Origin of the sequence: Rhodococcus sp. NPDC059234, assembly GCF_042754225.1 — a bacterium.
GTDB lineage: Bacteria > Actinomycetota > Actinomycetes > Mycobacteriales > Mycobacteriaceae > Rhodococcus_G.
In genome coordinates this window covers 62,854-75,656 of sequence record NZ_JBHZAH010000006.1, presented here as the reverse complement: position 1 = coordinate 75,656, position 12,803 = coordinate 62,854, and the positions used below count along the sequence as shown (strand labels likewise).

General features: G+C 69.1%; 13 protein-coding genes. 6 read left to right on the top strand and 7 right to left on the bottom strand.

Annotated features, from left to right (window positions below; all coding sequences use genetic code 11):
• Positions 1-1,101, bottom strand: coding sequence for a DegT/DnrJ/EryC1/StrS family aminotransferase (locus tag ACFXGJ_RS02625; RefSeq protein ID WP_378616177.1), 1,101 nt, complete (start codon positions 1,099-1,101; stop codon positions 1-3).
• 112 nt (positions 1,102-1,213) lie between these two features.
• On the opposite strand from ACFXGJ_RS02625, the gene ACFXGJ_RS02620 reads away from it, so the two are divergent.
• Positions 1,214-1,933 carry a DapH/DapD/GlmU-related protein gene (locus tag ACFXGJ_RS02620; RefSeq protein ID WP_378616175.1) on the top strand — a complete coding sequence of 240 codons (720 nt, stop codon included), beginning with the start codon at positions 1,214-1,216 and terminating at the stop codon, positions 1,931-1,933.
• Positions 1,934-2,084: 151 nt separating this feature from the next.
• Positions 2,085-3,023 (top strand): YbhN family protein, encoded by a 939-nt coding sequence (locus ACFXGJ_RS02615; protein ID WP_378616217.1) that lies wholly within the window; start codon positions 2,085-2,087, stop codon positions 3,021-3,023.
• Positions 3,024-3,036: 13 nt separating this feature from the next.
• Here the strand turns inward: ACFXGJ_RS02615 and ACFXGJ_RS02610 are convergent, their stop codons facing one another.
• From ACFXGJ_RS02610 to rfbB, 3 genes are all read right to left on the bottom strand, one after another.
• On the bottom strand, positions 3,037-3,717 hold the full coding sequence (locus ACFXGJ_RS02610) for a hypothetical protein (protein WP_378616173.1): 681 nt from the start codon (positions 3,715-3,717) through the stop codon (positions 3,037-3,039).
• A gap of 118 nt (positions 3,718-3,835) precedes the next feature.
• Positions 3,836-4,582: a hypothetical protein gene (locus tag ACFXGJ_RS02605; protein WP_378616171.1), complete on the bottom strand. Its 747-nt coding sequence runs from the start codon at positions 4,580-4,582 to the stop codon at positions 3,836-3,838.
• Positions 4,583-4,724: 142 nt separating this feature from the next.
• Positions 4,725-5,732, bottom strand: coding sequence for a dTDP-glucose 4,6-dehydratase (gene rfbB, locus ACFXGJ_RS02600; protein ID WP_378616169.1), 1,008 nt, complete (start codon positions 5,730-5,732; stop codon positions 4,725-4,727).
• Positions 5,733-5,793: 61 nt separating this feature from the next.
• On the opposite strand from rfbB, the gene rfbA reads away from it, so the two are divergent.
• Entirely contained in the window at positions 5,794-6,669 is an 876-nt protein-coding gene (gene rfbA, locus ACFXGJ_RS02595) for a glucose-1-phosphate thymidylyltransferase RfbA (protein WP_378616167.1), read from the top strand.
• A 3-nt stretch (positions 6,670-6,672) separates the two neighbouring features.
• Complete coding sequence (locus ACFXGJ_RS02590) at positions 6,673-7,254, top strand: dTDP-4-dehydrorhamnose 3,5-epimerase family protein (protein WP_378616165.1); 582 nt, start codon at positions 6,673-6,675, stop codon at positions 7,252-7,254.
• 76 nt (positions 7,255-7,330) lie between these two features.
• Here the strand turns inward: ACFXGJ_RS02590 and ACFXGJ_RS02585 are convergent, their stop codons facing one another.
• Positions 7,331-7,936 carry a DUF4203 domain-containing protein gene (locus ACFXGJ_RS02585; RefSeq protein WP_378616163.1) on the bottom strand — a complete coding sequence of 202 codons (606 nt, stop codon included), beginning with the start codon at positions 7,934-7,936 and terminating at the stop codon, positions 7,331-7,333.
• Positions 7,937-8,038: 102 nt separating this feature from the next.
• Entirely contained in the window at positions 8,039-9,934 is a 1,896-nt protein-coding gene (locus tag ACFXGJ_RS02580; protein WP_378616161.1) for an alkyl/aryl-sulfatase, read from the bottom strand.
• Positions 9,935-10,399: 465 nt separating this feature from the next.
• On the opposite strand from ACFXGJ_RS02580, the gene ACFXGJ_RS02575 reads away from it, so the two are divergent.
• Positions 10,400-11,533, top strand: coding sequence for a S1C family serine protease (locus ACFXGJ_RS02575; protein ID WP_378616159.1), 1,134 nt, complete (start codon positions 10,400-10,402; stop codon positions 11,531-11,533).
• Positions 11,534-11,542: 9 nt separating this feature from the next.
• Here ACFXGJ_RS02575 and ACFXGJ_RS02570 read toward each other — a convergent pair whose 3' ends face one another.
• A complete protein-coding gene (locus tag ACFXGJ_RS02570; RefSeq protein ID WP_378616157.1) occupies positions 11,543-12,010 on the bottom strand; it encodes a GtrA family protein in 468 nt (155 codons plus the stop codon).
• A 161-nt stretch (positions 12,011-12,171) separates the two neighbouring features.
• On the opposite strand from ACFXGJ_RS02570, the gene ACFXGJ_RS02565 reads away from it, so the two are divergent.
• A complete protein-coding gene (locus tag ACFXGJ_RS02565; RefSeq protein ID WP_378616155.1) occupies positions 12,172-12,795 on the top strand; it encodes a superoxide dismutase in 624 nt (207 codons plus the stop codon).
• The last annotated feature ends 8 nt before the right edge of the window (positions 12,796-12,803 follow it).

Below are 12,803 nucleotides of genomic sequence, written 5' to 3'. Positions count from 1 at the left end.
TCAGGCCTCCATGGCGTAGCGGACGGCGGCGACGATCTGATCGAGGTCACCGGCGGACAGCCGGGCGTGCACGGGAATGCTCAGGCACCTGCGGGCGACCGAGGTGGCGACCGGGGTCTCCTCGATGACGACGTTCGGGTGCGCGCGGTAGCAGTCGTAGTCGTAGGCCGTCTTCGGGTAGTAGATGCCACTGCCGACGCCGCGTTCGGTGAGCCGCTCCGAGAGGGTGTCCCGGTCGATCGGCGAGTCCTCGTCCAGCAACACGGTGAACTGGTGCCACACGTGGCCGCGACCGGACTGCTCGCTGGGCAGCACCAGGCCGGGCACGTCCTCGAGCCCGGCGCACAGCGTCTTCGCGTTCCGGCGGCGGGCGTCGACCTGGTCGAGGTAGGACCCGAGCTGCGGCAGCGCCAGGCTGGCCTGCAGGTCGGTCATTCGGTAGTTCTGCCCGACCATCTCGTACATGTACCGCTGGCGCATGCCCTGATTGCGCAGCACCCGCAGCCGGTCCGCCACGTCGTCATCGTCGGTGGTGATCATGCCGCCCTCGGCGGTGGTCAGGTTCTTGGTTGCGTAGAAGGAGAAGCAGCCGAGGCCGAAGGTGCCGGCGCCGCGGCCGTCGAACGTCGCGCCGTGCGCCTGCGCGGCGTCCTCGACCACGGTCAGCCCGCTGCTCTGCGCGATCGGCATCAGCGCGCCCATGTCGGCGGTCTGGCCGTACAGGTGCACCGGCATCAGCACCTTGGTGCGATCGGTGACCCGGTCCACGACGACGGCGGGATCGATGTTGAAGTCGTCGGCGCGGATGTCGGCGAACCGGGCGGTCGCGCCGGCCTCGAGGATCGCGTTGAGGGTGGCCACGAAGGTGAAGGGGGTGGTCAGCACCTCGTCGCCGGGCTGCAGGTCCTGCACCTGCAGGGCGGCGATCAGCGCGGTAGTGCCGTTGTTGACCGCCACCGCGTGGCGGGCACCGACCAGCGCGGCGAACTCGTCCTCGAGCCGCTTGACCTTCGGGCCCTGGGCCACGATCCCCGATCGCAGGGTGTCCAGCACCTCCCGCTCGACGTCCTCTCCGAACGAGATGCTCGAGATGCCAATCACTGGGTAACCCTCCGATAGATTCAAGCGCCAGACACCCTCGACAACTCAGGTGGCGCCGGACTGAGGGTAACGAAGCCGCCATCCACGCCTCGAAAGGATTCATCCGACACGCATGTCCGGACACGCGAATTGCCACATCCACCCCACTGCGATCATCGGCGACGGAGTCGAGATCGGAGCCGGCGTCACCATCGGTCCGCACGCGGTTCTCACCGGACCGTTGGAGGTGGGAGACGGCTGCTGGATCGGTGCCGGCGTCGTTCTCGGATCACCACCGGAGATCCTCGGTGCGGCGCACCCGGACGACTGGCGCGCCACGTCACCGCACCGCGGCATCGTGATCGGAGCCGGCACCACCATCCGCGAACTGAGCACGGTGCACCAGGGCAGCGAGCGGGTGACGACGGTGGGCGCCGACTGTTTCGTGATGAACCGAGTCGCAGTCGAACACGACGTGCAGATCGGTGACCGTTGCGTCCTGTCGGCAGGCGCGACCTTCGCGGGCCACGTCAGCATCGGCGCCGGCGCAAACATCGGCATGCACACGGTGGTGCACCAGCGCCGGGTCGTGGGGGACGGCGTGATGGTCGGCATGGGAACGGTCATCGTCAAGGACGTGCCCCCGTTCACCAAGGTGTTCGGCAATCCGGTCGAATTGCGCGGCACCAACACCGTCGGGATGTCACGTCAGGGCTTCAGCGAGGCCGACATCGAGATCGTGGTCCGCGCGTACTCGGGGGGTCGGCTGCCGACCGCGGAGGAGCAGCCGACGGCCACCGCGGCGGCGTTCGATTGGTGGCAAAACCGAGCGCAACGGCCGTTGGTCGGGTAAGGGCTTCGGCAACGGCTGTTATCGTCCCTTCCGCGTCAGGAAATCGGTAGAGGGGAGAGTGCGGGTGAGTTCTGTGTCCGAACCAGCCCCTCCGACCGAGGACGGTTCCGCCGAACCCACCGGTCAGACCGGACGTGGTCGCGCCCTCCTGATGAACGGCCTGCGACTCGTGGTCATCGTGGCGATCGCGGTGGCCATCGTGTTCGCGGTGAAGTCGCAGTGGTCGGCGGTCAAGGACACGATCTCCCAGCTCAGCTGGTGGTCGCTGGCCGCCTCGGCCCTGTTCGTCTTCCTCGGCATGGGTGCCGCCGTCCGGGCCTGGCAACACGCCCTCGGCGCGCTCGAACAGCCGATCCCCGCGTTCGACGCGGCGCGCTGCTACCTCGTCGGTCAGCTCGGCAAGTACCTGCCGGGCAGCGTCTGGGCCTTCGTCCTGCAGACCGAACTGGTCCGCCGGGCGGGCGTGTCCCGGGCCGCGGGGTTCATCACCGTGCTGGTCACCGTTGGGCTGAGCACCACATCCGCGCTGGTGGTCGGGCTGTTCGGCCTGCCCGCACTGTTCGAGATCAGCACGGCGGCAGCGGTCGCGGTACTCGTCCTGGTCCCGATCGCACTGCTGTGTGCCTACCCGCCGGTGCTGACCCGGCTGGTGAACTTGGCGCTGCGGATCCTGCGCCGCGAGCCGCTGCACCAGCCGCTGACCATGCACAAGATCGGCCTCGCGCTCGGCTGGTGCGCGGTCAGCTGGATCCTCTACGGCGTGCACCTGTGGCTGCTCGCATCGAGCGTGGCGGGCTTCGAGTTCGGCGGGCTGATCGAGTGCATCGGGGCTATCGCACTCGGCATGTGTGCGGGCGTGCTGGTGTTCGTTGTCCCGTCGGGGCTCGGCGTCCGCGAGGCGGTGATCGTCGCGGCCCTCTCGCCGTTCATGGACGCGGGCGTCGCGCTCGGGCTGGCCCTGGCCTCCCGCCTGGTTTTCACCCTGTGCGAGGTCTTCGCCGGAACGGTGGCCGCGCTGGCCGGCTCTCGGGTACTGCGCAACGCACTGGTACACGAACACTCCCGGGTACCGGGACCCGCCGAAGCCTAGGACTCGGCCGAGCTCAGTTCCAGCCGATGCCCAACGGACCGATTCCGACCGACCCGATCCCCGTCGTCATCGACCCCTCGACCAGCGAGCCGGTGTTCGCCGAGCCGGTGTTGGAGGAGCCGGTGTTGACCGATCCGACGTTGGTCGATCCGGTGTTCGCCGAGCCGAGATTCAGGTTTCCGGTGTTGGCGGACCCGACGTTCCCGGTGCCGGTGTTCGCCGACCCGACATTGCCGGAGCCGGTGTTCGCGGAGCCCAGGTTGCCGGACCCGGTGTTCGAGGAACCGGCGTTGGCGGACCCGGTGTTGCCGGACCCGGTGTTGTTCGAGCCGGTGTTCTGGGAGCCCGCGTTGTAGGAGCCGGTGTTGTCCGGGCCGATGTTGAGGGATCCGAAGCTGCTGCCGCCTCCGGAGGAACCGGCGCTGCCCGAGCCGAGGCTGCCGGCCACGTCACGGCAGGGCAGTAGGCCCGCGACGTCGTCCTGTGCCAGAGACCGGACCAGCGCCGCGACGTCGGCCAGTCCGGCATCCGCGCAGGACGGCTGGGCGGCGGCGACGGCGGGGTGCGCACCCACCAGATCGCTCACGGGATCTGCGGTGGCGAGGCCCGCGCCCGCGTAGCCCGTCGACAGCGCGGCGAGCGCGGCTGCGACCGCGAGGGTCCTGGCCGTCGTGACCCGGCGAACAACGTTCATGGAGCGCTCCTTCTCAACCCGTAAGGCGCGAGCGAACTCTCAGTGAATGGGTGTTGCGCAGGTGACGGTACCGCCGCGCGGGCGAGCCCGCGCGCCAATCGGCAATTGTCGGCGAGTCCTAGGAGAGCGGGCCGACGGCGGCCGAGCCGATGCCCGTCTCGAGCGACCCGGCGGTCCCGGACCCGGTGTTGGCGGACCCGGCATTGCCCGAACCGGTGTTCGCCGAGCCGACGTTGGTGGAGCCGGTGTTCGCGGACCCGAAGTTCCCGAGGCCCGTGTTCGACGAGCCCACGTTGAACCACCCCGTGTTCGAAGAGCCGAGGTTGAACCCGCCGGTGTTCGACGATCCGGCGTTGGCGGACCCGGTGTTCAGCCACCCGATGTTGTTCCAGCCGGTGTTCGCGGACCCCGAGTTCGCGGACCCGGTGTTCGCGAAGCCGTCGTTGTTCCAGCCCGCGTTGGCGGAACCGGAGTTCGCCGAACCCGTGTTCGCCCACCCGTCGTTGTTCCAGCCCACGTTGTCCGACCCGGTGTTGGAGGAACCGACGTTGCCGGGTCCCAGGTTCGACGAGCCGAGTGCGCCCGCGTTGACGGCGTCCCCCACGCTGCCGAGTCCGACGAACCCCGTGAAGGTGTCGGCGGCGCCGGCGGTGTCGGTCAGCTGGCACGGGCTCGGGCCGGAGCCGGCCGACCCGCTCGCATCGGTGATACCGGCACACCCGCTGTCGGCGACCGGCGCGGCCGCGGAGGCACCGGGCGCGGCGATCGCGGCGGTCCCGAACGTCGCCGCGACCGCGACGGTCCGCAGCGCCGCACCACGTCGTGTCGTGCTCCAGCGAGTGGGGGCCCGGTGCGCGCCAGCCATCACGATTCCTTCCCTGGCCCGGTGGCCGAGGCGAACGGTGGAACACCGTGTCGTCAGCCGAACACCGTGCTACAGGGGCTATTTCCCGCCTGTGGGCAGCAGCGTAGCGGACCCGGTCACGACCTGGCGAGCAAAATCATGCTCAACTTTCCAAATCCTGCTCAGTGTTTGCATAGAAGGCCTCCGTCGCGGCCTTCTGCGGCCGCCACCACGCCTCGTTGTCCCGGTACCAGGCGATTGTCGCCTCCAGCCCGGCGCGGAAGTCCCGGAACCTCGGCGCCCACCCGAGCTCGGTGCGCAGCCGTGTCGAGTCGATCGCGTACCGCAGGTCGTGCCCGGGCCGGTCGGGCACGAAGTCGAAGTCGGCCCGGTCCCGGCCGAGGAGCTCGAGGATCGTCTCGACGACGGTCCTGTTGTCGGCCTCGCCGTCGGCGCCGATCAGGTACGTCTCGCCGATCACCCCGCGGTCCAGGATCTCCCACACCGCGCGGTTGTGGTCGTCCACATGGATCCAGTCCCGCACGTTCGCGCCCGCGCCGTAGAGCTTGGGCCTGCCCCCGTCCAGGACGTTGGTGATCTGGCGCGGAATGAACTTCTCCACGTGCTGGTACGGCCCGTAGTTGTTGGAACAGTTCGACAGGGTCGCCCGGATGCCGAACGAGCGGGTCCAGGCGCGCACGAGCATGTCGCTCGACGCCTTGGTGGACGAGTACGGGCTGGACGGGTTGTAGGCGGTGGCCTCGGTGAACCGCGCCGGATCGTCGAGCGCGAGGTCGCCGTACACCTCGTCGGTCGAGATGTGGTGGTAGCGCACGTCGTACCGGCGGACCGCCTCGAGCAGCGCGAAGGTGCCGACCACGTTCGTCTGCACGAACGGCCACGGGTCGGCGAGCGAGTTGTCGTTGTGGGACTCCGCCGCGAAGTGCACCACCGCGTCCGAGTCCGCGACCAGCCGGTCCACCAGCGCGAGGTCGGTGACGTCACCGTGTACGAACTCGATCCGGTCCGCCACCGGGTCCAGCGAGGCGCGGTTGCCCGCGTAGGTGAGGGCGTCGAGAACGGTGACGCGGACTTCGGGTCGCTCGGCCACGGTCTGGTGGACGAAGTTGGCGCCGATGAACCCGGCGCCCCCGGTGACGAGAAGCCTCATGTGCAGGAACACTACTGCGCACCGCACCGGCCGACGCGGACTGCGTGAGACAGTAGGGGCCATGCGCGGAATCATTCTGGCCGGTGGGACGGGGTCACGGCTGCACCCGATCACCCTCGGGGTGAGCAAGCAACTGGTGCCCGTCTACGACAAGCCGATGATCTACTACCCGTTGTCCACCCTGATGCTCGCCGGCATCCGCGACATCCTGGTCATCACCACCCCAGAGGATGCGGAGCAGTTCCGGCGGCTGCTCGGCGACGGGTCCCAGTTCGGCGTGAACATCGACTACCGCGTGCAACCGAGTCCCGACGGTCTCGCGCAGGCATTCGTCATCGGAGCCGACCACATCGGCTCGGAGCCGGTGGCACTGATCCTCGGTGACAACATCTTCTACGGACCCGGGATGGGCACGCGGCTGACCCGCTTCGAATCCCTCACGGGCGGAGCCGTGTTCGCGTACCGGGTCTCCGAGCCCAGCGCGTACGGCGTGATCGAGTTCGACGCCGACGGGCGAGCGGTGTCCCTGGAGGAGAAGCCGAAGGTGCCGCGCTCGCAGTTCGTGGTGCCGGGACTGTACTTCTACGACAACGACGTCGTCTCGATCGCGCGCGGGCTGCGCCCGTCCCAGCGCGGCGAGTACGAGATCACCGACGTCAACCGCACCTACCTCGAGGCGGGCACCCTGCACGTCGAGGTGCTCCCCCGCGGCACCGCCTGGCTCGACACCGGCACCTTCGACTCGCTGCTGGACGCGTCGAACTACGTGCGCACCATCGAGGAACGACAGGGACTGAAGATCGGCGTGCCCGAGGAGGTCGCGTGGCGACGCGGGTTCATCGACGACGACCAGCTCCGCGAGCGCGCGGAAACGCTGGTCAAGTCCGGCTACGGCGACTACCTGCTCGGCCTGCTCGAGCGCGGCAAGGACTGGTGAGGCGTGGAGTTCCGTGAACTGAGCGTCCCCGGCGCCTGGGAGATCACCCCTCGGCAGTTCGGCGACGACCGCGGCGTGTTCCTGGAGTGGTTCAAGGGCTCGGCGTTCGAGGAGACGGTCGGGCGGCCGCTGGACCTGCGCCAGGCGAACTGCTCGGTGTCTGCGGCGGGGGTGCTTCGCGGCGTCCACTTCACCGATTGCCCACCCGGGCAGGCGAAGTACGTCACCTGCGTCAAGGGCGCATTCCTGGACGTGATCGTCGACCTGCGGGTCGGCTCCCCGACCTTCGGGCAGTGGGACAGCGTGCTCATCGACGACGTGGACCGCCGGGCGGTGTACCTGTCGGAGGGCCTCGGGCACGCGATCCTCTCACTCGAGGACGGCTCGACGGTGATGTACCTGTGCTCGATCGAGTACACCCCGGCCCTGGACCGGGACCTGCACCCGCTCGACCCGGATCTCGCGATCGCGTGGCCGACGGTCGGGCGCGACGGGTCGCCGCTGCACTACCAGCTGTCCGAGAAGGATTCGGCCGCACCGTCGTTGGCGCAGCTGGTGTCGGAGGGCGTGCTGCCGCGGCACTAGGCCGGAATGCCTGCCGGTTCGTCGACGGAGGGTCGTGCGTGCGCACTCACGGAGCGCACACAGCACCCGGGCGAGGTCAGGATTCGCCGTTCACCAGTCCCGGTTGCCACGGACGTTTCTTGGTCTCGATCCCGAGCTTGTCCGCGAAGAGACGGCGTTGGACGATCCACCCCGCGACGCTGATCGCGATCCACGCCAGGGTCGAGAAGACCTGCTGCCAACCTGAATTCGGATCCCGGAGGAACTCGAGCGGGCCGGCGGTGCGACCCAGCCCGTTCAGGATCATGCTCGCGCCCCCGATCGAGGTGAGCCACAGGAGGGCACGTGCACGGTACTTGTCGGCGAGGAATGCCGCCGCGACCGCCACGGCGAGGACGACGATGGCGCTCAGGGCCCAGTTGTTGTCGCCGGGCTGAAGGACGTCGGCGGTTCGGGCTCCCACCATCGCCCCGGCGAGCCCACCGATGAAGTAGGCGGAGAACCTGAAGACCAACGACGTGACGACCCACGCCGTGACGGCTCCGACGAGCGCGAACAGGAACAGCGCGGCCAGTGAGGCATTGAACAGGTCCGCAACCAACCACCCGAGCCCGAAGCCGATGGCCAGCACGGCCAGGTGCAGCGAACGGATGCCGTAGAAGCACAACAGTGCACCAATCAGCATGATGACGATCCCGTTCATGGGCACTCCTCGATCGACGTGCAGTCATCGTCGGTCCCCGCACACGCCGCTCTCTTCACCCGGCCGGGGTGAAGAGAGCGGCGGTCGCCTGCCGTCGGAGACTCAGGGCGTGACGATGGCGAAATCCGGGTCGGGCGCATCGAGGTAGCCGACCAGCTCGCCCAGCTTGGCGACGTCACCGTCGGCCTTGACGCTGCCGTCCGAGATCAGCTGGCTCAGGTCCGCTCCCCCGAGGAGGACGCGGTGCAGATCCCGATTCGACAGCGTGAATGCGGCGTCCGGTACGGACACTTGGCCGTCGAGGTCGAAGTGCACCAGCAACCCGTTGCGGAGGTGGCTGCGATGCACCACGTCGGCGTCCTCGACCCGCCAGTCGATCGTGATGTCCGCCGACCACGCCTTGGGCCCGTCGATGCGCAGCGCGATCGCGTCGAAGAGCTGCTCGACGGACAGCGCTCCCGCGATGTCCGGGGAGGCGGTCGCGGTCGGCGTCCCGACGGGTCCGTTGCGCAGTTCGTAGGCGCCCATCAGGAAGAAGTTGCGCCAGGTCCCGTTCTCGGAGCCGAAGCCGAGCTGCTCGAGCGTGTCCGCCTGCAGCATCCTGGCCTCGGCGTTGTCGGGGTCGGCGAAGATCACGTAGTTCAACACCTGTGCGACCCATCGGAAGTCGCCCTCGTCGAAGGACTTCCGCGCCTTCTCCAGGACGGCAGGCGCGCCGCCCATGAAGTCGACGTGCCGTTTCGCCGACTCCGCGGGGGTGTGCTGCCACAGCGTCGCCGGGTTGCCGTCGAACCAGCCCATGTAGCGCTGGTAGATCGCCTTGACGTTGTGGCTCACCGACCCGTAGTAGCCGTGCGTGTGCCACGACTTCTCGACGGCCGGCGGCAGCGCGATGCCCTCGGCGATCTCGATCCCCGTCGCGCCCTGGTTGATCGCCCGCAGGGTCTGGTCGTGCAGGTAGCCGTAGAGGTCACGCTGGACGGACAGGAACTCGGTGAGCCGGTCGGTCCCCCACGTCGGCCAGTGGTGGGAGGCGAACAGCACGTCCGAGCGTCCCGCGTACCGGTTGATCGACTCGGTCAGGTACTTCGACCACACGTGCGGGTCGCGGACCAACGCGCCGCGGAGGGTGAGCAGGTTGTGCAGGGTGTGCGTGGCGTTCTCGGCCATGCACAGCGCCCGCCGGTCCGGGAAGTAGAAGTTCATCTCCGACGGCGCCTCGGTACCCGGGGTGAGCTGGAACTCGATGCGGACGCCGTCGACCACTTCGGTCTGTCCGGTGTGATCGATGTCGACCGTCGGGTTGATCAACGTCGGAGTTCCGGTGGAGGTCGTCGGGCCGAGTCCGGCGCCGACCGCCCCCAGCGGCCCGCGCGGCAGAGCCGCCCCGTACATGTAGGCCGCGCGCCGCCCCATCGCGGTGCCCGCGTACACGTTCTCGGACACCGCGTGTTCGACGAATCCGGCCGGAGCCAGGATCGGGCAGCGACCCGCGTCGACGTCCTCTTGGGTGGTGACCCCCTTGACGCCGCCGAAATGATCGATGTGGCAGTGCGAGAAGATCACCCCGGTCACGCCCCGATCCCCGCGGTGCTCGCGATACAGCGCCAGGCCCGCCGCCGCCGTCTCCTCGGAGATGAGCGGGTCGATCACGATCACCCCGGTGTCGCCCTCGACCAGCGTCATGTTCGACAGGTCGAGCCCGCGGACCTGGTAGATGCCGTCGGTGACCTCGTACAGGCCCTGCATCGCGCACAGCTTCGACTGCCGCCACAGGCTCGGATGCACCGTGTCCGGGCACTCGTCGTCGAGGAACGCATACCCGTCGCTGTCCCACACCACGTCCCCGGAGGCGTTCTTCACCACCCCGGGCTCGAGCACGCCGACGAGACCACGCCCCGCGTCCTCGAAATCCTGCGCATCCCCGAACGGGAGCGCACCCGCCGCATCGTCGTTCCGAGTCTTCACGGACGCGGTGGCAACATTCTGATCAGACATGGAACCCCTCTCGCATGACCACGCGGACCGGTCGCGTCGGTACGCCCTGACGGTCCACGACACGGTGGACGGTTATCGACTCACCTGACGAACCTGTCACCGTCCGCACCCGACGGCGTCATCCGGCAGGGGTGAGATGTCCGCATCCGTGCCGCCGGGTCGATTCGGAATAACCGCGAGACGGAGTAGGTTGGACCGTGCGACACCGTCCGGACATACCCCGGGTACCACATTTGATTCGTCGCTTCGAGCGACCACTTGCCGAGAGGCGATATGGCGGGCGGTGTCGCCCCGAAGCCGTCGGCGCGTCCCGTGCCGGCGGCTTCCGCTCACTTCCCTCCGCCCGAAAACGCGCGTGCGCGGCACGGCCCCAGTAGCGTCTGGAGCACGACTGCGCAGGATTCGACCGGGGCGGCCGAGCTGTCGGACAGCCATGACGGCGACGCCGCCGGATGCAGGGTGTGGATGGAGAGCACGGAGCGCGATCGACGACGACCGCCGCGTCACCGTGGACTGAGCGTGCTGGTGATCGCTGCCGCGGTCGCGGGCTGCCTGCTCGTCGGCAGCCGGCTCGGCCCCGGATCACCCACCTTGCCCGCCATCCCCGTGCCGGCCGCCGCGCCCGCGGTCGCGCCGACCCCGCTCAGCCCCGCCGAGATCGAGGCCCGCGTGGTGCCGACCCTCGTCACCATCAATTCCGTCGCGGGCCCGCTCACCACCGCGGGCACCGGCATCGTGCTCACCGCGGACGGCGTGGTGCTGACCAACCACCACGTCATCGACGGCGCCACCGACATCAGCGCGACCGCCCTGGTCGACGGCTCGCGCCACCCCGCGCAGGTGCTCGGCTACGACCGGTTCCGGGACGTCGCCGTGCTGCGACTCGACGGCGCGGAGACCCTGCCGACCGCCGGCCTCGGACGGTCCGCGGACCTGCACCTGCGCGACCCGGTCGTCGCGATCGGCAACGCGGAGGGCGGCGGGGTGCCGATGTCCGCACCGGGCGAGGTGGTCGGGGTCAACCAGTCGGTCACCGCGCGCAACGCCTCCGACGGCAGTCGCAATCGGCTCACCGGCATGATCGAGGTCGACGCCGACATCCGGCCCGGCGACTCCGGCGGCCCCCTCGTCGACGCGTTCGGCAAGGTCGTCGGCGTCAGCACCGCGGGCAACACCGGGATGCGCCCCACGCCCGCGCCCGGCGCCCCTCCGACGACGCGCGCGCCCGTGCCGGTGGAGTCCTACGCCATCCCCATCGACGACGCCGTCGCCCTGGCCGACCAGATCCGCGCCGGGCAGGCCTCCGAGACCGTGCACATCGGGCCGACCCCGCTGCTCGGCGTCGCGGTAACGGACGCAAGCGAGGCGCAGACCGGCGCCAAGGTGATCGCGGTCGGTCCGGGCAGCCCCGCCGAACAGGTCGGGGTCCGGCGTGGGGACGTCATCGTCGGGTGGGGCGGCAACCCGATCCGCTCGTCGAGCGACCTGACAGTCGAGATGAATGCCCGGCACCCCGGCGATCGGGTCGACCTCGCCTGGATCGACGATTCGGGGCAGCGGCGTACTGCGTCCCTGGTGCTCGGCACCGGTGCGCCGTGACGGCCGCGGCTAGTGGATCTTGAAGATCACCGCACGCTGGACGACGAAGTTGATCACCGTCGCGGTGCCCTGCGCGATGACGAACGCGAGCGGGTTCCGCCACCACTCGTCCGCGAAGACGTGGTTCATCAGCTCGTTGATGCCCACCTGCACGGCGAACGTCACCGCGTAGAGCACCACCACCGCGACGAATCGAGCCCGGCTGGGCGGCGCGTTGAACGTCCAGCGCCGGTTGATCAGGTATGCGGTGCTGGTGCCCGCGACGAAGCTGATCGACTTGGCGGCGACGCGCGGCAGGCCGAGCGCCATGCCGAGCACGTACAGCCCGTAGTCGACGACCGCCGACAACCCACCGGTCGCGATGAACCGAACCAACTGGGTCTTGAGGTCCACATCGGTGCCGCCCGGTTCGTCGACGACGGGCAGTTCGACGGGCAGCGGCAGACGGGGCTCGGGCGCGTGGGGGGTACCGGACACGGGTCGAGGGTAGGCGACGCCGTCACCGGCGCACCTGTCTCACCCACCCGAGGCCCACTGTGCGCACGGCCGCGCCCGCGTGACGTGCCGCACAACACCTGGACCTCCAGTGCGGTTGAGGTTGCAGCATCGGGTTCACGTCAACCGCAAAGGAGCATCTCGTGTCCGTCTACTCGCTGCCTGAACTGCCCTACGACTACGCAGCCCTCGAGCCGCACATCTCCGGCAAGATCATGGAGCTGCACCACGACAAGCACCACGCCGCCTACGTCGCCGGCGCCAACGCCGCCCTCGACAAGCTGGCCGAGCTGCGCGCCTCCGACGCCCTGGCCCCCGTGGTCAACCTGCACGAGAAGAACCTGGCCTTCCACCTCGGCGGCCACACCAACCACAGCGTGTTCTGGAACAACCTGAGCCCGAACGGTGGTGGCAACCCCGAGGGCGAGCTCGCCGCCGCGATCGACGACCAGTTCGGCAGCTTCGACGCCTTCCGCAGCCACTTCTCGGCGAACGCCAACGCCATCCAGGGCTCCGGCTGGTCCATCCTCGCCTGGGACTCCATCGGCCAGCGGCTGATCATCGTCCAGCTCTACGACCAGCAGGGCAACATCTCCATCGGCCTGACCCCGCTGCTCATGCTCGACATGTGGGAGCACGCCTTCTACCTCGACTACCAGAACGTCAAGGGCGACTACGTCAACGCCTTCTGGAACATCGTGAACTGGCCGGACGTCGCGGCACGCTTCGACAAGGCCCGCACCCAGACCGCCGGTCTTATCGTCTGACGCGGCTC

Excerpts from the sequence above, each read along its gene's own strand:
- ACFXGJ_RS02580 (WP_378616161.1), bottom strand. The coding sequence starts at position 9,934 with ATGTCTGATCAGAATGTTGCCACCGCGTCCGTGAAGACTCGGAACGAC.
- ACFXGJ_RS02585 (WP_378616163.1), bottom strand. The coding sequence starts at position 7,936 with ATGAACGGGATCGTCATCATGCTGATTGGTGCACTGTTGTGCTTCTAC.
- ACFXGJ_RS02620 (WP_378616175.1), top strand. The coding sequence starts at position 1,214 with ATGTCCGGACACGCGAATTGCCACATCCACCCCACTGCGATCATCGGC.
- ACFXGJ_RS02615 (WP_378616217.1), top strand. The coding sequence starts at position 2,085 with ATGAACGGCCTGCGACTCGTGGTCATCGTGGCGATCGCGGTGGCCATC.
- rfbB (WP_378616169.1), bottom strand. The coding sequence starts at position 5,732 with ATGAGGCTTCTCGTCACCGGGGGCGCCGGGTTCATCGGCGCCAACTTC.
- ACFXGJ_RS02610 (WP_378616173.1), bottom strand. The coding sequence starts at position 3,717 with ATGAACGTTGTTCGCCGGGTCACGACGGCCAGGACCCTCGCGGTCGCA.
- ACFXGJ_RS02575 (WP_378616159.1), top strand. The coding sequence starts at position 10,400 with ATGGAGAGCACGGAGCGCGATCGACGACGACCGCCGCGTCACCGTGGA.
- ACFXGJ_RS02605 (WP_378616171.1), bottom strand. The coding sequence starts at position 4,582 with ATGGCTGGCGCGCACCGGGCCCCCACTCGCTGGAGCACGACACGACGT.
- rfbA (WP_378616167.1), top strand. The coding sequence starts at position 5,794 with ATGCGCGGAATCATTCTGGCCGGTGGGACGGGGTCACGGCTGCACCCG.